We start from the raw sequence: 21,251 nt of genomic DNA on the forward strand, positions 1-21,251 counted from the left end.
GCGAATTTCGAGTGTTGAATGGATGGGGCTAACGCCAGATAACGGTAGATAACGCCTAATAACGCCAGATAACGGTTAAAAATTTTTTCGTGAGGCTAACACTTGAAGCGAGATGAGGAGAATGGGCTTGAAAATTGGAGTAAAAAAGCGGATTCCGGGCTTGACCATGGGTGTGCGGATGGCTAGGGTACGCGACAATGTTAGTCAATGTTCGACAAGTAGCTCTGGTAGTCGCCGTCGTAGTAGCCGGCGCCAGCGCGGGCTTTTGTCGAATGTAGAAACGATTTCGACAAAAACCCACGGCTGGCAACGGTCGTGGGTTTTTTTGTGCAACCCGCGGTCGCCGGTCAAAAACGGATAAATCCGCAACTTAGTATGAGCAAAACGATAGAAACAGCGAAACAAACGGAAACGAAGAAACGTGCTGAAATCGGACCCACGATGATGGGCAGTGAAATCCTGATCGCCTGCCTCGAGCGCGAGGGTGTGGATACGATTTTTGCGTATCCGGGCGGGGCGAGCATGGAGTTTCACCAGGCGTTGAGCCGGTCGAAGATCCGGACGATTTTGCCGCGCCATGAGCAGGGCGGAGTTTTTGCCGCGGAAGGTTATGCGCGGGCGACGGGCAAGGCGGGTGTTTGCATGGCGACGAGCGGGCCGGGCGCGACGAATTTGGTGAGCGGCATTGCGGATGCCTATATGGATTCGATTCCGTTGGTGTCGATCACGGGTCAGGTGCCGCAGGCGATGATTGGGCGTGGAGCTTTCCAGGAAACGGATTTCTTCGGGATGACGTTGCCGATCGTGAAGCACAGTTACCTGGTGACGGATGTGAATGACATTCCGCGGATCATCAAGGAAGCTTTTTACGTGGCGACGAGCGGGCGTCCTGGTCCGGTGGTGGTGGATGTGCCGAAGAATATTCAACAGGCGAAGACGCAGCCGGTGTTCCCCAGCGAGGTGTTGGTGCGCGGTTATGATGTGGACCGGCGCGCGAGTGACATCGAGTTGAATGAGATCGTCGGGTTGATCGAGAGAGTGAGCGGCCGTTGTTGTATGTGGGCGGCGGCATCATCAGCGGCGAGGCGAGCGAGGAGTTGTTGAAGTTCGCGGAAGCAGCGCAAATCCCGGTGACCACCACGCTCATGGGCATCGGAGCGTTTCCAGAATCGCATCCCCTCTCCCTCCGTTGGTTGGGCATGCATGGTGCGGCTTATGCGAACTGGGCGGTGAGCGGTGAGTTTGAGCCGAAGAAGGAATTTACTGATCCGTCGGTGCAAATTGCGCCGGGAGCGGATTTGTTGCTGGCGTTCGGCGTGCGGTTTGATGATCGCGTGACGGGCAAGGTGGAGAAGTTCTGCGAGCACGGAACGATTGTTCACCTGGACATTGATCCATCCGAGATCAACAAGAACAAACCGGCGAATTTGCCGGTGGTGAGTGATGTGAAGTTCGCATTGCGTCGCTTGAATCAGATGTTGAATGAGCGGGCGATCGCGAAAAAGTTTACCGCGTGGCACAAGCAGGTGGCGGATTGGAAAGCGAAGGCGCCGTTTGGTTATCGCGTGACGGAGGAAGTGGTGAAGTCGCAGCACATGCGCGATCATCTCGAGGGCCAGGTGAGCGAAGTGATTTTGCCGCAAATGGCGATTGAGATGTTATATGAATTGACCGGCGGCGATGCGATCATCACGACGGGCGTGGGCCAGCATCAGATGTGGGCGGCGCAGTATTATAAATACAAGTTCCCACGGCAATTGCTGACGAGCGCTGGTTTGGGCGCAATGGGTTATGGCTACCCGGCAGCAATGGGCGCGAAGGTGGCCTGCCCGGACAAGCAGGTGGTGGACATCGATGGCGATGGCTCCTTCCTGATGAACATCCAGGAGTTGGCGACGGCGCATATTGAGAAAATTGCGGCGAAGGCTTTGGTGTTGAATAATCAGCACTTAGGCATGGTGATGCAATGGGAAGATCGTTTTTACAAAGGCAATCGCGGCAACACTTATCTCGGTGATCCGGAAAACATGAAGAAGATTTATCCGGATTACGTGGCGATGGCGAAAGGTTTCAGCGTGCCGTGCGAGCGCGTGATGTTCCGGAAGGATTTGCGCGCGGCGATGCAGCGGATGTTGGATTCCAAGGAACCGTATGTGCTGGATGTGATCGTGCCGTACACCGAGCACGTGCTGCCATTCATTCCCGCCGGTAAAACCGTGGCGGAGATGATCTGGAAGGCGTAGTAAAGTTGAATTGCGAAGCCGGGCACAATCACTTGTAGCCCGGCTTTGTTTTGGTAAGCTTCAAATCAGATGCGTAAACATATATTTTGGGTGCTGATGGTGGCCTTTGCGGGGCCGGTGTTTGCCGCCGAAAAAACTTTTGATCTGAGCGAGATGCCGGTCAATAAGGCGCCTGCTGGATTTCATAGTTTGCTCAAGGGCAGCGGCAAGCCCGGGGATTGGAAGGTCATCATGGATGATGTGCCGTTGGCCTTTCCAAGCTTGAGCACGAACGCGCCAAACGTGGCGAAGAAGTCGGTGGTGGCACAGCTGTCCGAGGACATGACGGATGAACATTTCCCGTTGCTGGTTTTGGGAGATGAGACTTACGGAGATTTTACGCTGACGACGCGGTTCAAGATCGTAAGCGGAATCTTGGAGCAGATGGGAGGCATTGCATTCCGGATGCAGGATGTGAAGAATTATTATGTCCTCCGTGCGAGTGCGGTGGATCACAACGTGCGATTTTACGAAGTCGTTAATGGTGAGATCGGCACGCTCATGGGTCCCAAAGTGCCGATTGCGAAAGGTGAATGGCATGAGCTTTCGGTCGAATGCAAAGGAAATCAGATCCGGTGCTCTTTTGATGGCAAGGAAGTCATTCCAACGGTGACTGACAATACGTTCAGCGCGGGAAAGATTGCGCTTTGGACCAAGTCGGATTCGGTCAGCTATTTCACCGACATTCGCATCGCCTATACTCCCCATGAGAGATTCCTGCAGTCATTGGTGCGGGAGACAATGGAGAAATTCCCGAGGCTTCAAGGCATTGATGTGGTCGCGCTGAGTGGTAAATCGTCCGGACCAAAAGTGGTGGCGAGCAACAACGATAAAGCAATCGGCCAACCGGGTGATAAGAACGATGCGGAGGTGATCAACAAGGGAGTAATGACATATCGCAAGGATAAGGAACTGGTCTATGTCACCCTCCCTTTGCGTGACCGCAATGGTGATCCGGCAGCAGGTGTCCGGGTGGTGATGAAATCTTTCCCCGGTCAAACTGAGGAGAACGCCATCGTCCGGGCGATGCCGGTGGTCAAACAAATGCAAGAGCGCGTGCCGGCAGTGAACGATTTGATGGAATAGTTCCCGGCAGCTTGCACAGTTTGCCTGCACGCGATTCTTGGTTCATTGACATCTGTCCAAGGCCATTCGAAACTTTCACCGCGTAGCGAGATGGTGCTGAGTTTATGCCTCAAAACTTAACACCCAGCGATGAGCGCACCTGAAGTTCATTGCGGCTGACACCGGAAGCTGGTTTGGTATCATACTGATCCAGGAGGGTCAGGTTTAACGAAAGGTTCGCAAGCAGGGAGTGACTGAAAGTGGCTTCGAAACGGGCGCGGTATTGTGAGAAATCATTTGCCTGCGGAAACAGTTCAAACTTTTCGACCAGACTCATTTGCTTGTTGATCTTCCAGTTGATGTCTTCCGCCAGGCGCAGGTAAAAGTTTTTTGTTTCAGTGTTATCCGAGCGGTACTCAGCTTGATAATTTCCGCCCAGTTCGACGTTCATTACATAGTTCGTCAGGGTGAAGAGATGGTAACCCGCGCCGGGCCCCACTTCGTAACGAACGTTGATTTTTCGAATCTGGTCGTAGCCTGAACCCATCAAATTATAAATGTAGACCTTTTTGCTTACGTCGAAATCGGTCTTGGAACTGCCATCCATGCGATTAGCTGAAAGCGTACCATCGGTTTTTCCGTATTCGGCATTATATGTCAGGACATTGCGGAAGAACTTCTTGGGATCCTGCTGGTAAGGCTGTGAATATGTCAGTGCCACGTGCCCGTGGAATAATTCTGAGTTTCTTGAGCCATAAATCAAATCCGTGCCGACGGATGCGTCTCCTTTCCAACGTTTCCACCCCGAAGGCTTCGGAGTTGGAGGTGGTGTAAGAGCAAGAATAGCAGGAGAAGTTTTCGCCACAACTACCACGTTGGTGAGAGGAGCAACGGCAGTTGGTTTGTTGGTCCCAGTGCTGATAGCGGCAACTGCAGCATTGGTTTCAGCAATGGATGGAGCTGCTGGCGTTACGGCAATCTCCCGTTTTTCTATCTGTGCAAGAGGAACCATGAGCTCCTTAATCCACACATTCGAGACCGTTATTGAATTCGTGGTTTCCGATGTGATTGCTCCGGCAATACGATCTCCATTGCGAAGATGCAGAATGACGGTCTGTGCCTGAAGAGAATCCACCAACGTGAAAACGGCACAGGTTATTACCCAAAAAAGGAATCTAAGGTTTGGGCGGTGGCACGTCATTAGGCGAAGAAGTTGGGCTGGCTACGGGCAGGTCACTCGAAGCAATGCGTCGTGAACCGCCCACCACGGATACTTTTCCTTCGTCATCGATGCCTAGACGAGGACGGGAATTTGCATATTCATACGTCTGGCGCTTGATGAGTTCGCCACTGGGATTGACCAGGCTATAGGTAAAGATGCGAGATCCCGTTTGATACACAAGGTGCAAATTGCTGGCTTTGTCCAGTTTGGGCTCCGGATGGCTTACGGAGGACATTGGACCAACGCGAATGAGTTTATAGCATTGAGTTTCTGTGGCATCAGTGAGGCGCAGGTAAAGGCTGCTTTCCTTCATAAAAGTGGCTTGCTGTAGGATATATTTTCGGACTTCAGGCAGAGCTGTATTGGTGAGCGCTTTGCCGGGCACGCCAAATTCCTGCTCCCATATTTTGGTACCCTGAATAACATCAAAAGTTTTTGGTTCGCTGCTCAATTCGATGTTCCAGTCTTTAATTCTTACAGTGGCAATCACCGAATAATGACCAGGTTGTCCCAGGTTGAAGTAAGGCGAGAGATCGCAGCGGCGGGTGGCCCGTTCGGAGGATTGCAAATCAAATTCTTTCATCACGGGCACTTCTCCATACTTGGCGATAATAAAGCCATCATGGCTTTCTACTGAAAAAGTGAGCCAGTCTACTTCCTTGCCCAGATGAATGGTCTGTCCCGATCTATTTACCACGCGCACGGCCACCGGGACGGATTCGTTCGGAAGAAACTGGTCTCTGTCCATGGTGACCTCCACTGCGACCTGCGCTTTTAAGCCATAAATGGAGGCAAGCCAGAGCGTTAACAAAAGGCCTAAATTTTTCATTTAACAAGTCTAATTTGGCCGCGCGCAGAGGCAAGCAAAACCCATCGGCATATGGCACTTACCGTTGACAGCTTAACTTTCTCCGGATTGCGGCCAGCAAGAAATCGACGTGACCCTGCCTTGCTTTATTCAGACTGTGGTTAAAAGAAGCGGTTTGGCTGCTTGAGCCAGAGAGAGAATGCTACGTTTGCACCAACGAATGCCCTGCAATCCGCTCCAATATACGAATGGGAGACTTTTCAGGATTAACCAGAGCGTGAACAGGAACGATGAAGGTCTGTTCCAAAGCATACCGACCGGACAAAACTGCGTGCGGCACGGAATCTGTAAAACACATCCAGGTGGTAAGAGGAGGAATGGAAATTTGGATTTTATTGCAATTAGCCTGAAACCTTTCGCTCTCCTTCATGTAATCATGAAAGCGCAACATAAAACGGTCGTAAGCCGATTGGTTTTTAGGTTGGAGTCCGATGGCGCGTTTAAGAGCATTCATAACTCCGCCATGGTCTGCAGTGCTGGCAATTCGTTCCAATCCAGCGTCCTTGGCAAAGCTTTCCGCGAGTTGCGGGAAACGATCCGTCGTAAGCCAAACACGGGGTTCAGCAGGGTTGATGTTTGTAAAGCAGCGAAGAATCCGGGCACCGCGTGTGGGGCGGCTCGGAAAGGCATCCACGTGGAGCAAATCGTTTCGCTTATGCAATGATAGTTTGCGCCCTTTTTCCTCTTCAGGACGAAAACTCGCAAAGTCCAGCGCCCAATTTGAGGCATAAGGGGCAAGTGTTTGAGTGAGCAACCTGGTTATCTCCCCGGAAAAGTGGCGCATGATCTTGTGCAGACGTTCAGCATCTTCGGGCTGGTCGCTTAGGTTGCCTCTCAGCATATCCTGCTTGGGACGGTAGGAAATATTCTTGTGAATGCGGGCATCGCTTTGACGCTGTTGAAGCAGGAAGGTGCGATCAGCTTCGGGAAAATCGAAGGGTATCCCACGGAAGTAAAGTATCTGCCCGTCTTCCAACTGCTCGCAACACCAACGAGCGCGTTCAACACTCTCCACGGGATTTGCCCAGCCTCGCCCAGGCTCATAACCTGTAATCTGTTTCCAAGGGTGCTGGTTCAGATGCGACTGTTCAGATGCTCCGCCAGTTTCCGTCAAAACTTTGCCGTTCATAAGCTTATTCACATTTAATTGGCGAGGCGAAAAAACTTATGCCTCTTACGACATGAGAATCACACAGCTTGAGCGGGGATTAATCCACCAAATGAAACAGTGAATGCTGGCTAAATAAGCGCTCCGTTCAGAAGTATCCCTCGCGCTCGTTCGTAAACCAACTGCGCAGTAATTCCATGCAAACAGGCCAGCGGCTCTTTGAAGGAACAATAATCCTTCAGGCATGGCACGCAAGGCAAATTTGAAACCTGAATTACGTTCTGACGCTGTCCATAGGGTCCGGTGGCGTCGGGATTTGTTGGGCCGAAGAGCGCAATGATTGGTCTTTTCAAGGCGGCTGCAACATGCATTGGCCCAGTATCGTTGGTAATCACCAGTTCCGAAAGCCGGATCCACTCAATCATTTCCAACAAGGAAGTTTTCCCAGTAAGATCGACACAGCGTTCCTTATCCACCTGGGAGATTTCAGCACCAAGCATCTGGTCATCTTTGCTTCCGATGATGGCAATCTTCAAATCTGGTGACAATGAAAGCACGCGGCGTGTTAACTGTGCGAAGTTCTGAACGGGCCAACGTTTATTTAGCCAGCGGGCGCCCGGCAAAAGCGCAACCCAGCGCGCAGAGTTTGGCTTCCACTTCTCCTGCACCTGTGCACTGACGAGCGGCCGATCTGGCAACCACTTGAAGTCTTGATGCACTGGCACACCCAAAATCGGCAGCACAGACAAATACCTATCCACTGCGTGTGTTCCAAAAGACATTGACGGTGCCAGCAGGTCGTATGCTGCGTGGGCACCCTCGCGGTTATCGCCCAGGCCAATGTTGACATGTGCGTTTGCCAGCCAGGTGAAAATGCCGCTCCTTGCCAGGCCCTGCAAGTCGATCGCCCAGTCGAACCGCTTCCTCCTCATTTCACGAACACTGCCGTAAATCTCTGTCCATCGCAGTGGCGCACCCCATCGCTTACGATGAAACGGAATGATCCCCGTCAAATCAGGATCATCAGCCAGCAAGGGAACCAAACCTGTTTCAAGCCACCAATGGATTTCACTCTGGGGGATATGCAGCTTGAGCAGACGCAGCACTGGCATGGCATGCACCACGTCTCCGAGTGAACTGGGCTTGAGAATAAGAATTTTCAAGCAGGATCAGGCTTGGAACTTGAGCGCGAGACTTGGCCAGACTACAGGCACTATGGAATTACCGGCCAAATGCAAGTCGTTCAGCCAACCGGGGTGGCAAGCCAGCCTCAAGAATTTTCTTCTGCGCCGTGGCAATATCGTAATCCAACCGGCGCAACTCAATCGTACCTTCATTCATGTCATAAATAACGTAGGCCGACTTGGGGTTGTTGTCGCGAGGCTGCCCGACACTCCCGACGTTAACGAAATATTTACGAGCTGGATCGACTTTGAATTTGGAGTACGTGCCACCTTTCACCACGGTGTCACGAATGAAAGCCACCGGCACATGAGTATGACCAAAGAAACAAACCGAGGTGTTTTGGTAGGTAAAACTGGCTGCAGCCGCCAGCTTGTCAAACACGTAACCCCAGCGTTGGGGACCATCCAAGGTGGCATGAACCATGGAAAAACTGGTCACCAGGCGGAAATATTTCAAGTCGCGGAGCCATTGCCGATCTTCCTCGGTCAGTTGTTTACGGGTCCAGGTGACGGCTTCCGCGGCGTGTGGATTAAATCCTTCCAGTTCGCCGTCAATCGAACAATATTCGTCATGGTTGCCTTTGACGGTGGGCATCCCCATGCTGCGCACGATATCAAGGCACTCTTTGGGATTGGCTCCATAGCCGACCACGTCGCCAACGCAGGCATAGTGCGTGCACTTTTGTTCTTTACTGTCCGCCAAAACTACCTGCAATGCTTCAAGGTTGGCATGAATATCGGCTATAATTGCAAACTTCATTCTATCTATTTCGCTATCTCAAATCCGCGAATATTTCCCCATGGCTCTCCCCATTCAACATCTTCGTTCTGAATAAAATGCCCCAACTCCGATTCGCGTATGGCGTGTTGAAACGCATTTAATTCATCTTTGGTGCCTTCCGCCACCAATTCCACCCGGCCATCTGCCAAATTTTTTACAGTCCCAGTCACTTCAAAACCACTGGCGATCGACTTCACAGAATACCGGAAGCCAACGCCTTGCACTCTTCCTTCATAAAAAATCTGTAAGCGGCATCGGTTCATGATACAATAAACGAGCAATAATCTACCAGAACTGGCTGATTTATCCAGTAATCAGGCCTACCGCTCGCTTCGGCACGGAGGATGTAGCCATATCCACACCTCTCCAGCAATGATTTTATTATACCAGGTAGCCCACTCCAAGGCGCCTGCACTAGGGGCATTATAGCGCGTCCTTTCTCGCAAGGCCATTATTCTTTGCGCTTTTGCGCCCGACGCTTGGCATCTAGTAAGCGGCTGGTCGTGCTTACTGGCTGATTTTTATCAGGTTCCTTACTCTTGGTTGCAACTCCAGGGTGGTCGGCTACGGCAGTTTCACTCTCCTGCTCACCCGCTGGTGCGAAAATATCCTTGGTCGCCAATACCACCGGCTTTTCCGGACGGAATAGGTCTGGGTTCGGTTCAGAAGCTGCCGTCTGGGTCGAGCGAACCTGATCCCTCCGGGCTAACAGGGCGGTCAACGATTCCTCAGCCTCGGGTTCGCGAGGAACACCCTGCCAGAAGAAAATCTTACTTCGCACCTTCCTCCAAGCACGCTGCATTTCTTCGCGTTCCAACTGAATGCGCCGCACAGCCACATCCAAAGGAAACATCAAGATCGCAAACTTCAACAACCATTCCCAGAGTTCACGTGGCTGAAATGTTTTTTGCCGATCATGTAAAAAAGGATTGTCGGACAGGTTGTCCGGGTCCAAAACCTTGCCACCGCCGCTTTCCGCCAACCGCCGCAACAAATTTTCATTGGGTTCAGAGGCATTGAATTCAGGTGAATAATTCACGCTGGCGCCCACCACTTGAGAGCCTCGCACCTTGCCATCCTTGATATCTTTGATGTTGAGGACATAGGAGCCTACTGCCTTGGTGGGAAACTTTGCCTCGTAATGCCCGGGACCGGTTTGTTCCAATGGCACACTGATTTTTTCTCCCTTCGGACTGACCACATCAGCCACCAACTCGAGAAAGTTTTTGTAATTCCCCTGTTCATCCAGCGCTTCCAAGCTGATTTGCCCCTCACCTTTTTCAACAGTCACGTCGGTCGTAAAATCTGCATTCTCCAACCGGCGCAAGCTCCACTGGCCAATTTGCGACCAAAATTGTTTATATTTATCCCAGCCCAGCCAATTCTTCGCCCATTTGGCTTTGGCATCAGAGGTAAATGCCACGGCGCGGCCCAACCCATATTGCCAATGAGCAAGCAGTGGATCGCCTTTATCCGTCCAGAGTGGCACTTCCGCACGCGGTTTGGGAGTAGTGGCCACATAGCCCAGGAGCATGGGGTATTCAGTCGCTCCGATCCCTCGCACCAATTCGCTGCTCGCGCGTAATTGAGGCTTGAATGGATCTTCATAAATCGCAGATTTTAAAATGACTGCCGCCTCTTTGATAAAAATCTGAGGCAGTTCATTGGGCGAAGTCACCGGGTAGAACCGGCCCTTTCCATGATCCGCTATCCAGATCATGGTTTCCGGCCCGGCATGGCCGGCAATTAAAACCGTGCTGACAGTAATGCGATCGCTCACAATGTCATTCATCAGGCTGGGACTTGGCGCATTTGGATCACCATCGCTGAACACAATTATGTGTTTGAGGTTCGAATGAGATTTCTTCAACCCCTCGTGAGCCAGGGTCATGACACCTTGAAAACTCGGCAGGTCTCCCTGATTCATTCCAGCAATCTGGCGGCCCAATGCTTTCTTATCCTTTACCTTGGTCATGGGAAAGAGCCAATGCTCGTTTCCGTCCCAGAGCACAACACCCATCTCGTCATTCGGCCCGAGCGCTGCCAGCACTCCTTGAGCGCAATCACGCGCCACTTGATTTCCATTGGCAAATTCCATTCCGTGCATGACTAATGCCACGGCGCCGCTGGGCAAAACCTTCTTGCTATCCAGTTCCATGTCCAACGGCAGAGTAGTTTCCAACGGCGTGCCGCGATATCCTCCTGCGGCATAGGTCTGATCGCCGCCGACACAGACTAATCCCACACCAAAGTCTCTGACTGCGCTTTCCAGCAAAAGTTGCAAATCCCGGCCCAGGTCGCCCGCTGCCACATTACTCAAAAATATTGAGTCGTAGCTCTGCATTTCCCCCAACGTTGAGGGCATCCCATTTATCCCGACCAGCTTGGTTTCAAGCCGGGAGGATTGCAGCGCCCGGGCCAATTCCTTGTCTGCATCAGGGTCAGAAGAAACAATAAGAATTCGCGGCTCACCCTTTACGCTCGTAAAAGCACTGGCCCGGTTGTTCTGCGGCAAAAGGTCTCCCGGCGCCTCGACTCTTACATCATAGCTATAGAAGCCTGGTTCTGGCAAAGTCTGTGGGAACGTAAATAAATTTTTTCCGGCCGACAGCTCCACCTTTTGTTCGCCCAGGTATTGCTCATTACGATAAAGGCGTATCGTGGCCGACTGTGCCCGATCCGCCTGTACGAAAATCTTGAGTTCAAAAACCTGTCCCTTCTTCAGTTTGGGTGGAACGCTGAGTTTCTGAACGGAAACATCATTGCCGCGGGTGATTCCCATTGGCACCACGTCGACCGTCACCCCCAGAGGTCTGGAAGCCAATACTGATGCCATCGCATCACCCACGTTTTCATTTCCGTCCGAAAGCAACACTAAACGCTTCTGTCCGTTTTCAGGAAATGCAGCTGTCCCCAGCCGAATGGCACCTTCGATATCCGTCCGTTCCCGCCCCACGACTGCCTGGATTTTTTCAACATCCACCGCCTGATTTACTGCAGTCTCAATACTTGCTTCACTGCCGAAGACGACCACACCGGCTTTGTCGGTCTTTTTCTTCTTTTCGGACATTTGATTCACCAGCGTGCGCGCAGCTTCTTGTTGTGGTGAAGGCACACTGTCAGAGCGATCCAGGAGAAAGAACACATTCATGCCCTCCAAGGGGCGTAGCCATTGCAGTCCCGCCAGGGCAAGAATCAGAGCGGTCACTATGACGGTGCGCAGCCAAAAACCGGTCCAGCGCCTCCAGGCACTCACTTGCACATCGGATTTTAGAGCCAGCCAAACCACCCACACCAGAGCAGGAATGAGCAACATTAGGTAATAGGGATGAGTGAATTGAAAGTTCATCGATTCACCCCGCCCTTAAGGTTCAAGGAAGCCGTCTCGGTTTTTCTCAAAAATTTCTGCACTCGATGATTCTGGGAATCCGCTACATACAAATTACCCTTGGAATCGAAGGCAATGCTCCAGGGATTGCTGAATTCACCGGGCGCTCCCCCCACGCCGCCCAAAACTTCCAGAGGTTTGTCATTCGCATCAAATATTTGGATCCGGCTGTTGCCAAACTCGCAGACATATTGCCGGCCTGCTTTGTCCACGCGAATGTCATATGGATAACTCATTTCTCCCAGTCCCGTTCCAGCCTTGCCATAGGTTCGCAACCATTTGCCTTCGGCTGAAAAAACCTGAATGCGGTGATTGCATGAATCGGCAATATACATGCGATCACTGGCATCGACATCCATTCCTTCCGGACGATTGAACTCGCCATTTTTCTCTCCGGCCTGCCCAAAACAATTGATCAGTTTCTGACCACGCGCTGAAAACTGCTGCACCCGATCGACCAGTGTGTATTCCGTCACCAGAACATCGTTGTGGGAATTCACCGCCACACAGCGCGGCAACGTAAGCTGACTGGCATTGGTGCCATGACTTCCCCACTGTGCAATAAGTTTGCCTTCGGGAGAGAAATGATTCACGCGCTGATAGTGCGGCTCGAGAACCACAATGTTGCCCTCTTTGTCACAACACATCCCCTTGGGTTTGCCGAGATCTGTTTGTGGCATCTGCCAGAAGAGCAAAAACTTTCCTTCGGGTGAAAACTTCTGCACACGACCGGTCATGTCCACAACATACAAATTGTCCTGTTTATCCACTGCGACAGAACGAGGTTTATTAAATTCACCGATTCCCGCGCCGCGAGTGCCAATGACTTGTACGCGGCTGAAAAATTTGCTCTCAATCGATCTCTCGGTGGAATTGCTTCCCGAACATCCCGTAACCAACAATGGAATCGAAATTAACGGGATGGCCATCGCACCGGCACGTCTAAAAATATTAATCCACTTGCTTACTAACCGCCCCGCCTGCCAGAGGATGAGTGGCACGATTGCCAATACGAGCAAGGTTAAACAAAGGGCATTCACTTGCGCATTGTGGCCGAAATGGAGCAGGTTGAAAGTGCGCAAAGCCAGCGTTTCCCCCCCCGGCGGAACCACCAGTACGATGGACTCCACATCCCAGAGACAAAGCAGAAAGATGACATACCACGTCGCCATAACCTGCCGGCCTATCTGTGGCCATTGCACGTGGCATAGCAGTTGCCACCATGAGGCGCCTTCCACGCGTGCCGCATCATTGAGATTGGGATCGGTATTATGCCGCGCGTGCGCCACTCCGTTCCAACCAAAGGCGAGGTAGCGGATACAATAAGCCAGTATGACAATTCCAACGCTTTGATAAAATGCCGAAAGCCAGGGGCGGTTGAACAAAAAAATGAACGCGATTCCCAATAATACACCAGGAACCAGAAACGGAAGCCAGAGCACAAGTCCGACTGGCAATCTCCACCCAACCAGGCTCAATACCAAGCACAAGGTTGCCGAAACAGCCGCCAGCCAGAACGAAGTCCAGATCGCGCCCTGCCCTGCGGCAACCGCGCCGTGTAATTCTGTCCAGGTCCGTTTGGCGGAGATTAACTGAAAAATTGGCAACCCAGCCGAAAGTGCAATCACGATGAAGGTGCCGATTCCGCAAACATAAAACCATCGTTTACCCAATTGACGGCGAAATAGTTTTGCTGAGACCGTGCTCTGCAGGGTTGGCCAAGAGGTATTGCGGCGTTTGAACCAGAGCAGCAGCAAAAGTGGAACCAGGATCATCGGCCAGCTCTGCTGCAAGGCTGCCATCGTATTGAAGGATGTGTTGAATTCCACCCATACTTCTGCCGGGAATACCTTTACTTGTAGAATTGCGGGAACCGCAAAGTTGTTTAACGCGAGTGCAAATGTAAGCACTCCAGCCTGCACCATAATATTTCGCGCCAATGGCAAAAGCAGGCCACGGATAAAGGCTGTTCCGGTGACAGCCATGTCACTCTCCAACTGGGCGGCTTCAAGTCTTTGCCATGCTCCCAGGGTGGCCAGGAGAGTGATGGGCCAGGTTAGCAATGCCAAAATCCAGACGGTGCCCCCAAGTGTAAAAATGTTAAGCGGCAACCAGCGATGCCAGACACCAGCCTGGCCGAGATAATACAACCAGCAATTGGTCACCAGGAAAGGCGGCAATGCCAAGGCAAATATCGCGATGGCGAGCCAGCGCATCCGCCATGTGCGTTCCAGACCTGCCAACCAGAGCGCCGCGCCAAAGCCCAGCGTGACTGACAATAAAGTTGTCAGTCCACTCACAAGCAAACTGTTTTGCAGCAACGTCCAGTTCATTTATGCGGCGTGTGGATAATCTCTTATTTCACCTTAAAAAGATCGTTTCCAATTCCTTGGTGGTCGTGTTCCAGTCTTTAAGCAATTCATCCCAGTCGACCTTCAAGCCTGCTTCTGGTTTGGGCAGTTCCGCCGATTCCAACGCGTCCTCTTTTAGCAACCTCTGCAGCACTGGTGCTGTTTGCAGATACCGGAATAACTTCTCAGCCTCCACCGGATGGGGACTGTTGCGGATAACACCAATCGTGTTGGGAATAAAAAGTGTTTCGTCCGAAAGCGGCAGCTCCACAATCGGCAAGCCGTCCTTCTGTCCAGCCGCAATGTCATCAGAGTCCGTGAATCCAAACCATACCTCCCCGCCTCCCACCATTTTTACCACCACTGAATTCCCGTCCACAACCAACGGCTTATTGGCCGCCAAAGCACGGCACCATGTCTGCCATTGTGCATCTCCCCACTTCTGACGCAACACCATGAAGTGAGTGGCCGTGGTTCCAAAAAGTGGATAAGCCAGTGCCACTTTGCCCCGCCAAATCTGGTTCGTCGCATCACTAAAGGCATGGGGCGCTTTGGCGATGGGGAGCAAATTGGTATTCACAACCAGGCGCCGCGTGCGATATCCCATGGCTGCCCAGCCATTCGTCTCCCGGAAAATATTTTCTGACGCCAGCAGCCGCGTGCGGAATTCCTCATTGCTCCAGAAAACGTCGCATTGCGGATGACTTCGCTCGGCCAGCAATCGATTCGCCAACCCAACCGTCTTGACAGCTTCACTGTCGAAAACTGCCCGGACTTTGATGCCAGTTTGCTTCTCAAACTGCTTAAAAATAGGATCGGCATAAGTTTCATCTTGTGATGCGTAAACGATCACACTCGAATCCTTGCCCTCTGCCTGGAATACCGCAGAGAAAAAGACCGTGGAAACAATAGCGGCAATCATTGCCAGCCAGGCTTTGCATCTGGTTCCTGCTTTGAAGCCTCTTGAGCCCATGCCCCATGGTCCTGGCGTCAGGTTTTGGTTTCTCCTCACACTGTCCTCCGATGGTAATACCACCACTCAAAAAGCAGGACTGCCAATGCAATCGCGGCAATCGTGCGCCATAATTCCAGGTTGGCTCTATGCGCTGTGGTCGCGGAAACCTTGGCGTACTTTCCAAACTGTAGCTCATCCCTCGGTTTGATATTGCTCTCCGCCGCATCCAGCAAATCCACGCAAAAGACCGTGTCGTTTGTGCCCGCTTTGAGGTGGTAGACTCCCTGGCGAAGAGTGTCTCCGAAAACGATTTCCTTCGCATTAGGATCCACGGTCAGTTTTCTGGCAGAACCATCCGGCATCGTCACCTGTGCGCTTGTCACCGGTTGCGTGAGGGTCAGACGAAATGGGTCTCCGGCACGAACCAGCAATTGGGCGTTTTGGGCGTTTGCCGGATTTAGCCAATCCATGGCATTGGCAACGAAGATGGGGAATGAAATCCGCCGGGGCCAGTCGCTTTCCAACACGTCCCAGCCAATCCAAACAATGCGCTGCCGTTGCAGTTCGCCGGCTACAATCAAAGATGCCTGGGGAGAGTCCGCCAAGGAAACAGCCCAACTCGGCACTTTCACCACCTCACTTTTCATCACGCGAACGTTATCAAAGCTCACATAACGCATGACCGGATGTGTCACCCGCCAGTCAACGATGGCCGGGGTTTCCACCTCCGATACCTTGTCAAACCAATTGGTGTTGACCGTTCGGATTGCCAGCACATTCCCCTTGGGCCAAACCGTCGGTATTACAGCATCCAAGGTTACGATATCAAACCCCGCAGCATCGTCCTTTAAATCAGTTGCGGTCGTAAGTTGAACATTGGGCGCTGAACTCAAAGCTCGTTCCAAAAGCCGGTTTCCCTTTGTAACCAATAATACTTTTATTGGATGGGGCAGAAGGCTGACAATGGAAGCCTGGTTATCGGCTTTCAAATCGTCCGGTGCTGTTGAACGGACGGTGAAAACTCCGTCGCGATCCTGGGTGGTTACAAAAACCTGCGCGGCAGTTTCGCCGGGCTTTATCGACAGTGGCCGGGTTTCAAGTAACTTTCCCTCAAAGCTTAATTCCATCTCGGTTTGCATCACGTTGGTGGAAAAATTCTCGATGCTGGCGTAAATGGCCCGCTTGGTTGCGTCCTCCGGATGCACTCTGACATCGAGCGCAGTGATCCCAAGGTTATTCGCACCCTGCCCAATCTTGTGATAGACCAACGGCAGCGCAGAGTTCCCAAACTCGGTCAAATCCTGCACCGCACCGTCACTGAATAGATGAATTTCCGGATTACTCTCCTTGCCCCGGTCCCGCACGAGTGAATCAGCCATTTTCAAGGCCGGCCCCAACCGGGTGGGCGAATCCACGACGGCACAAGATTGAATGGCACGACGTAACGCAGCCTTTTCACCCGTTTCAGATTGTTTGACTTGCGTGTTGCCGGCCACCTGCAATACCACCATTTTATCCTCATCCCGCAAACCATTGACCCATTCGAGCGCTTCACGACGGGCTCTCTCAAAACGCGAAGGCGACTCGTCCGTGGCCTGCATGGAGGCCGAGGCATCCAAAATCAACACCCTCAACTGACTGCTCTTCGCCTTGGTCGCAAAATAGGGCCGCGATAAAGCCAGCACGGCGAGGAGAAGCAGGATGATTTGCAGAATCAACAGCCAGTTACGACGGAGCTTTTGAAATGGTGCGCTGGCTTGCGTTTCTGCAAGGAACTTTTGCCAAAGAAAAGTGCTGGAGACCAAACGCACCACCCGCTTCCGCTTCAGCAAATAAAACACCACCACCACCGGGATGGTAAGGGCAAAGAAGAAAGCCGCTGGCGCGAGAAAATTCATCCCCACACCTCTGCTTGTCGCAATTGCTTCAACAACAATTGTTCGATTGAAGTATTCGACGGTGCCACAAAAAAGTTAATTCCCCGGCCAGTGCAAAATTCTTTTAGTTTTTGGCAAAAATTCTGGACCATCTGTTGATAGGCTGACAAACGATACCTTCCAAACGTCACCTCCTGCACAGCGCCCGTCTCGGAATCCACCAACCGAAGGTCCCCGAAGGTGGATGGCGCCAACTCTTCCGGAGATAAGATCTGAATCGCATTGACTTGAAAACCACGTCCCACCAAAGCCGTCAATCCTGCCTCATAGCCCGCGGGGTCCAGAAAATCGCTCAATACCACGGCTACTCCAGCCTGTCTTGCTTCCAAGGCCCCTCGCTTAAGGGACTCATTAAAATTGGCGACTCCCGATGCCGTTAAATTCGAGAGGTTTTGAAAATAATTAAGCGCAGATTTCCTCCCGCGCACTGTGCGCAAAGCGCCACGAACTGCAGCCTCCTCACGGTTTTCGGGAAAAGGTGCCACGGTAACCCGGTCAAACCCACACAACGCCACATAGCCCATGGCCGCCGCAACTTGTCGGGCGAAATCAAATTTTCGCGGCTCACCAAATGCCATCGACTCACTCGCATCCAGAAAAATCCGGATGGGCAACTCGCGCTCTTCTTCATACAACTTCAAAAAAAGCTTTTCCAATCGTCCGTATAAATTCCAATCGAGATACCGAAAATCGTCTCCCGGCACGTAATTGCGATGATCCGCAAACTCCACCGATTGACCTCGTGCGCGACTCCGCCGTTCTCCGCGTGCGGAACTCTTTGCACGACGCTTGGCAAGCAGTTGGAATTGTTCCAACCGACGCAACAGTTCTGGTGTAAGTAGGGCGTTAGCCATTCAGCGTTACCTCTGGGGGAATGAGGCTGGCATTATGAATAAGCATTGCTCTATGCGCCCACGGCAACAGAGTCCTTCGGCACCTCGTTGAGGATCTGCGCCACAATATGATCAGTGGTGATGCCTTCCGCTTCAGCTTCGAAATTCAGAATCAACCGGTGGCGCAGCGCGGCCGTGGCAACTGCTTGAATATCGTCAAAACTCACATTGAAACGACCTTGCATCAGCGCGCGCACTTTGCCCGCCAGCAACAAGCATTGCCCGCCACGCGGACTGCTACCGAAACGAAGATATTGGTTCGTGATCGGAACCGCCGTTTCCGTCTGCGGATGCGTGGCCAGAACCAGGCGCACGGCATAATCCTTCACGTGCGTTGCCACCGGCACCTGCCGCACCAGCTTCTGCAATTCTATCAATGCTTCCTTGCTCAAAACCTTATTGACCTGCACCCGGGTATTCTCGGTCGTTCGCGTGAGCACCTCATTTAACTCCGCCGCCGAAGGATAACCCACCACGAGTTTGAAGAAAAAACGATCCAACTGCGCTTCGGGCAACGGATAGGTTCCTTCCTGATCAATCGGGTTTTGCGTGGCCAGCACAAAGAACGGTTCCGCAAGCTTCCGGATTTCTCCGCCTGCCGTAACACTCTTTTCCTGCATCGCTTCCAACATTGCGGATTGTGTCTTGGGCGTCGCACGGTTGATTTCGTCTGCCAAAATTAAATGCGCAAAAATAGGTCCCTTCTGGAATTGAAACTCGCGCCGGCCACCCGCAGTCTCCATCACTATGTTCGTGCCCAAAATATCCGCCGGCATCAGGTCAGGCGTGAATTGAATGCGGTTGAAGGACAAATCCAACACTTCGCTGAGTGTGCGCACCAGCAAGGTCTTGCCCAAACCCGGAACGCCTTCCAGCAGCACATGCCCGCCAGCCAGGACGGCAATTAGCGTGCCGTCTACAATGGCATCATGCCCCACAATAACCTTGCCGATTTCCGCGCGCACCGCCGCGTAAGCCTGCCGAAACGATTGTATTTGTTCTTCTGTGTTCATAGCTAGTTGGTTCAGTCGAGTAGGAAATATCAGGCAAGTAGGAAGGACAACGGCTGGCCTTGCCGCAACGGGAAGTTATTGTAAGTGGATGGCATCGTTTCCATCTCAGGAAATTTCTTGCTTCCTGAGATCACCCTGCGGAATGAAAATCCAAAATAGTAGATAAGCAACGAGACCAGTCCCGTAGCAGAATGCCAAAGCTGCGAAGCAAAGTCGCCAAACCCAGGAAGGAACCGGTGTGCTCGCAGCCAGGCCGCCGCATACTCCGCCAATCCAAACATCAGTTTCCGATGTCCTCAGGTTTTCGAGAAACTTGAAAAAGTTGGAGGCCTGATTCCCCGTTGTCCCTTCAGTTCTGGAGGATATAAGCGAGGTCGTAAAGAAGCCCGCGCCCAGTATCAACGCAATAACGCCCAATTCACGAGGCAACGCTGTGGAACCATTGGAGAAAAATTTAAAACATAAGCAGGTGACGGCCACTCCGGCAAAAAACGCAACCAACAATTTAGAGTTCTTCATGGGGGAAATTCTGATCAGCAAATCATTTCTTGTTATCGTCAAAATAGCTACGCACCGCCCCTTGATAAGCGCGGGGAACTTTTTCCTGGCTCAAGGCACTTTGCCCATCACCTTGAGCAGCTGCTGGTGCGTCCTCATAAGCCACTTTGCTCTGCCCTTTGATGCTCACGCCTTTCAAAGTAATGCTCGGCATCTGACCTCCAGGTGAAAACTGCCCCTTTTGCTTCACAGGCTTCAACGCATCGTTTAACTCACCATCGCCGCGGTCGGTCACACCTCTGCCAGCCATGTCCGGCCGGTTGACACCAGTGTTATCCCACTTGGCAGTTTGCTGGCCATTGTATCCCCAGCCGTCATCCTCGTTTGCCCAGGTGCCGACACCACTGCCTGGCTTGCCGCCGGGCTTAGTGCCCATACCAGGCTTGTTGCAGTTGCCCCAACCCTGGCAGGTGCCCACACACATCGACGCTTTCTTTAAAGCCTCCAGTTCCGCCATCAACGACTGAGAATCATTCATCTGCTGCATCATGCGATCCAACTCTTTCGCCGCATCAGCCAGCGACTGGGCCGCCTGGCCTTTTTGGCCACCTTTCATCTGCTGCGCACCTTGCTTCAACAAGTCTCCCACCTTGCCGTATTGGCTCGCGGGATCAATCGCCTTCGCCACCTCCTCCATCATCTTCTGCATCTGCTCCTGCGAAAGTTTCGAAGACTTCAACTGATCCACCATCTTCTGCAAAGTCGATTGCGCAGCTTCAGCCTGACCATTCTTCAACTGCTCCGCCAAATCCTTCCCCATCTTTTCCATCTGCTGTTGCATTTGCTGCATACTCTTCGCCATGTCACGGGTCTTTTCCAAATCCGTCGTCGCCGCTTCCAAATCCTTCAAAAACATGTCGGTCTGATTCGCCGCCAAGGCTTGGATTGCCTGGTCCAGATCCGGCATCTGCACGCCCATTTCCTGGGCCTGTTTGGAAAGCGCGCTCATCGATTGCGACATCTTCTGCTTGTCCTCTGCGCTCATCCCTCCGTTTTGCTGGCTCGCAGCCTTGGCTGCCTCCTGGATTTTTTCCATCTGCTTCTTCAGCTTATCCATGTCCTCGGGTGTGCCTGTCGGAGTCCCCAATTGCTTCTGCGCCTGCTCGATCTGCTTCTGCAACCGCGCCGCATCCGGTGAACTTTCCCCACCCGGCGCCCGCGCAGCCTGCTCCATCCGCTTCATCGTCGGATCCTTGCCCATCTCATTGATCTGGTCCTTCAATTTCTCCTGCACATTCGCCAAATCCTTCAATGCTTCACTCCGCGTCAAAGTCTTCTGCGCCAGTTGATCCCCCAACTCCTTCACCGCTTCCATCGACTTCGTCGTCGTCTCCAACGCTGGCGGACGTGCCGCCAAACTCCGCTTCGTCAACTCCGTCAATTGCCGCCCAGCCTCCTTGATCACATTCTGCTCAGTCTTTTTCTGAACATAAGCCTTGCTGCGATACTCCGGCACGAATCCCAAACCCGCGCTCAACGCCAAAATCGCCACCGCCCAACGCGCCACCTTCGGCAACCGAAATTGCACCAGCTTCTTGGGATCAACTTCCTTGGCATGACTCGCCGCATCGATGAGGATCAATTCCTTCCAGGTTTCATCCACCTTTCCCTCTTGCTTCGAAAACTCCAGAGCCGTACTTAACCGC

At 52.4% G+C, this 21,251-nt stretch carries 17 protein-coding genes; 3 read left to right on the plus strand and 14 right to left on the minus strand.

Going from position 1 to position 21,251, the window contains the following annotated elements:
* Window positions 1-375 precede the first annotated feature (375 nt).
* The 3 genes from CFLAV_RS37495 (at window position 376) to CFLAV_RS33440 (ending at window position 3,368) form a co-directional block, all read left to right on the plus strand.
* Complete coding sequence (locus CFLAV_RS37495) at window positions 376-1,104, plus strand: thiamine pyrophosphate-binding protein (protein ID WP_007418681.1); 729 nt, start codon at window positions 376-378, stop codon at window positions 1,102-1,104.
* Window positions 1,059-2,243, plus strand: a complete 1,185-nt coding sequence (locus tag CFLAV_RS29935) for a thiamine pyrophosphate-dependent enzyme (RefSeq protein ID WP_007418682.1) — start codon at window positions 1,059-1,061, stop codon at window positions 2,241-2,243. Before CFLAV_RS37495 ends, CFLAV_RS29935 begins: the two co-directional genes overlap by 46 nt.
* A gap of 69 nt (window positions 2,244-2,312) precedes the next feature.
* Entirely contained in the window at window positions 2,313-3,368 is a 1,056-nt protein-coding gene (locus tag CFLAV_RS33440) for a 3-keto-alpha-glucoside-1,2-lyase-like domain-containing protein (RefSeq protein WP_007418683.1), read from the plus strand.
* A gap of 109 nt (window positions 3,369-3,477) precedes the next feature.
* On the opposite strand, the gene CFLAV_RS29945 is transcribed toward CFLAV_RS33440, so the two are convergent.
* The 14 genes from CFLAV_RS29945 to CFLAV_RS35855 form a co-directional block, all read right to left on the minus strand.
* Window positions 3,478-4,482 carry a DUF481 domain-containing protein gene (locus CFLAV_RS29945; protein WP_040550812.1) on the minus strand — a complete coding sequence of 335 codons (1,005 nt, stop codon included), beginning with the start codon at window positions 4,480-4,482 and terminating at the stop codon, window positions 3,478-3,480.
* Between the two features lie 40 nt (window positions 4,483-4,522).
* Window positions 4,523-5,398 (minus strand): hypothetical protein, encoded by an 876-nt coding sequence (locus CFLAV_RS29950; protein ID WP_007418685.1) that lies wholly within the window; start codon window positions 5,396-5,398, stop codon window positions 4,523-4,525.
* A gap of 181 nt (window positions 5,399-5,579) precedes the next feature.
* A complete protein-coding gene (locus CFLAV_RS29955; RefSeq protein WP_007418686.1) occupies window positions 5,580-6,566 on the minus strand; it encodes a Kdo hydroxylase family protein in 987 nt (328 codons plus the stop codon).
* Window positions 6,567-6,676: 110 nt separating this feature from the next.
* Window positions 6,677-7,708: a lipopolysaccharide heptosyltransferase II gene (gene waaF, locus CFLAV_RS29960; RefSeq protein WP_040550814.1), complete on the minus strand. Its 1,032-nt coding sequence runs from the start codon at window positions 7,706-7,708 to the stop codon at window positions 6,677-6,679.
* Window positions 7,709-7,766: 58 nt separating this feature from the next.
* Window positions 7,767-8,489 carry a metallophosphoesterase family protein gene (locus CFLAV_RS29965; protein WP_007418688.1) on the minus strand — a complete coding sequence of 241 codons (723 nt, stop codon included), beginning with the start codon at window positions 8,487-8,489 and terminating at the stop codon, window positions 7,767-7,769.
* Window positions 8,490-8,494: 5 nt separating this feature from the next.
* On the minus strand, window positions 8,495-8,773 hold the full coding sequence (locus tag CFLAV_RS29970) for an acylphosphatase (protein ID WP_007418689.1): 279 nt from the start codon (window positions 8,771-8,773) through the stop codon (window positions 8,495-8,497).
* A 188-nt stretch (window positions 8,774-8,961) separates the two neighbouring features.
* The gene (locus tag CFLAV_RS29975) at window positions 8,962-11,859 is read right to left on the minus strand and encodes a VWA domain-containing protein (RefSeq protein WP_007418691.1); all 2,898 of its coding nucleotides are present in this window, start codon (window positions 11,857-11,859) and stop codon (window positions 8,962-8,964) included.
* Entirely contained in the window at window positions 11,856-14,231 is a 2,376-nt protein-coding gene (locus CFLAV_RS33445; protein WP_007418692.1) for a 6-bladed beta-propeller, read from the minus strand. The genes CFLAV_RS29975 and CFLAV_RS33445 overlap by 4 nt, the downstream gene beginning before the upstream one ends.
* A gap of 28 nt (window positions 14,232-14,259) precedes the next feature.
* On the minus strand, window positions 14,260-15,171 hold the full coding sequence (locus tag CFLAV_RS29985) for an extracellular solute-binding protein (protein ID WP_050785998.1): 912 nt from the start codon (window positions 15,169-15,171) through the stop codon (window positions 14,260-14,262).
* Window positions 15,172-15,257: 86 nt separating this feature from the next.
* Window positions 15,258-17,102, minus strand: a complete 1,845-nt coding sequence (locus CFLAV_RS29990; protein ID WP_007418694.1) for a vWA domain-containing protein — start codon at window positions 17,100-17,102, stop codon at window positions 15,258-15,260.
* Window positions 17,099-17,995 (minus strand): DUF58 domain-containing protein, encoded by an 897-nt coding sequence (locus CFLAV_RS29995; protein WP_007418695.1) that lies wholly within the window; start codon window positions 17,993-17,995, stop codon window positions 17,099-17,101. The genes CFLAV_RS29990 and CFLAV_RS29995 overlap by 4 nt, the downstream gene beginning before the upstream one ends.
* 50 nt (window positions 17,996-18,045) lie before the next feature.
* The gene (locus tag CFLAV_RS30000) at window positions 18,046-19,047 is read right to left on the minus strand and encodes an AAA family ATPase (protein ID WP_007418696.1); all 1,002 of its coding nucleotides are present in this window, start codon (window positions 19,045-19,047) and stop codon (window positions 18,046-18,048) included.
* A gap of 105 nt (window positions 19,048-19,152) precedes the next feature.
* On the minus strand, window positions 19,153-19,566 hold the full coding sequence (locus CFLAV_RS33450; protein ID WP_007418697.1) for a PspC domain-containing protein: 414 nt from the start codon (window positions 19,564-19,566) through the stop codon (window positions 19,153-19,155).
* A 22-nt stretch (window positions 19,567-19,588) separates the two neighbouring features.
* A partial coding sequence (locus tag CFLAV_RS35855) for a hypothetical protein (protein ID WP_007418698.1) occupies window positions 19,589-21,251 on the minus strand: 1,663 nt, incomplete at its 5' end.

This window comes from Pedosphaera parvula Ellin514 (genome assembly GCF_000172555.1).
Lineage (GTDB): Bacteria > Verrucomicrobiota > Verrucomicrobiia > Limisphaerales > Pedosphaeraceae > Pedosphaera.

Coding starts and splice junctions, on each gene's coding strand:
- CFLAV_RS33445 (WP_007418692.1), bottom strand. CDS start 14,231: ATGAACTGGACGTTGCTGCAAAACAGTTTGCTTGTGAGTGGACTGACA.
- CFLAV_RS29970 (WP_007418689.1), bottom strand. CDS start 8,773: ATGAACCGATGCCGCTTACAGATTTTTTATGAAGGAAGAGTGCAAGGC.
- CFLAV_RS29950 (WP_007418685.1), bottom strand. CDS start 5,398: ATGAAAAATTTAGGCCTTTTGTTAACGCTCTGGCTTGCCTCCATTTAT.
- CFLAV_RS29995 (WP_007418695.1), bottom strand. CDS start 17,995: ATGGCTAACGCCCTACTTACACCAGAACTGTTGCGTCGGTTGGAACAA.
- CFLAV_RS29965 (WP_007418688.1), bottom strand. CDS start 8,489: ATGAAGTTTGCAATTATAGCCGATATTCATGCCAACCTTGAAGCATTG.
- CFLAV_RS29985 (WP_050785998.1), bottom strand. CDS start 15,171: ATGATTGCCGCTATTGTTTCCACGGTCTTTTTCTCTGCGGTATTCCAG.
- CFLAV_RS29975 (WP_007418691.1), bottom strand. CDS start 11,859: ATGAACTTTCAATTCACTCATCCCTATTACCTAATGTTGCTCATTCCT.
- CFLAV_RS37495 (WP_007418681.1), top strand. CDS start 376: ATGAGCAAAACGATAGAAACAGCGAAACAAACGGAAACGAAGAAACGT.
- CFLAV_RS29955 (WP_007418686.1), bottom strand. CDS start 6,566: ATGAACGGCAAAGTTTTGACGGAAACTGGCGGAGCATCTGAACAGTCG.
- CFLAV_RS33440 (WP_007418683.1), top strand. CDS start 2,313: ATGCGTAAACATATATTTTGGGTGCTGATGGTGGCCTTTGCGGGGCCG.
- CFLAV_RS30000 (WP_007418696.1), bottom strand. CDS start 19,047: ATGAACACAGAAGAACAAATACAATCGTTTCGGCAGGCTTACGCGGCG.
- CFLAV_RS29990 (WP_007418694.1), bottom strand. CDS start 17,102: ATGAATTTTCTCGCGCCAGCGGCTTTCTTCTTTGCCCTTACCATCCCG.
- CFLAV_RS33450 (WP_007418697.1), bottom strand. CDS start 19,566: ATGAAGAACTCTAAATTGTTGGTTGCGTTTTTTGCCGGAGTGGCCGTC.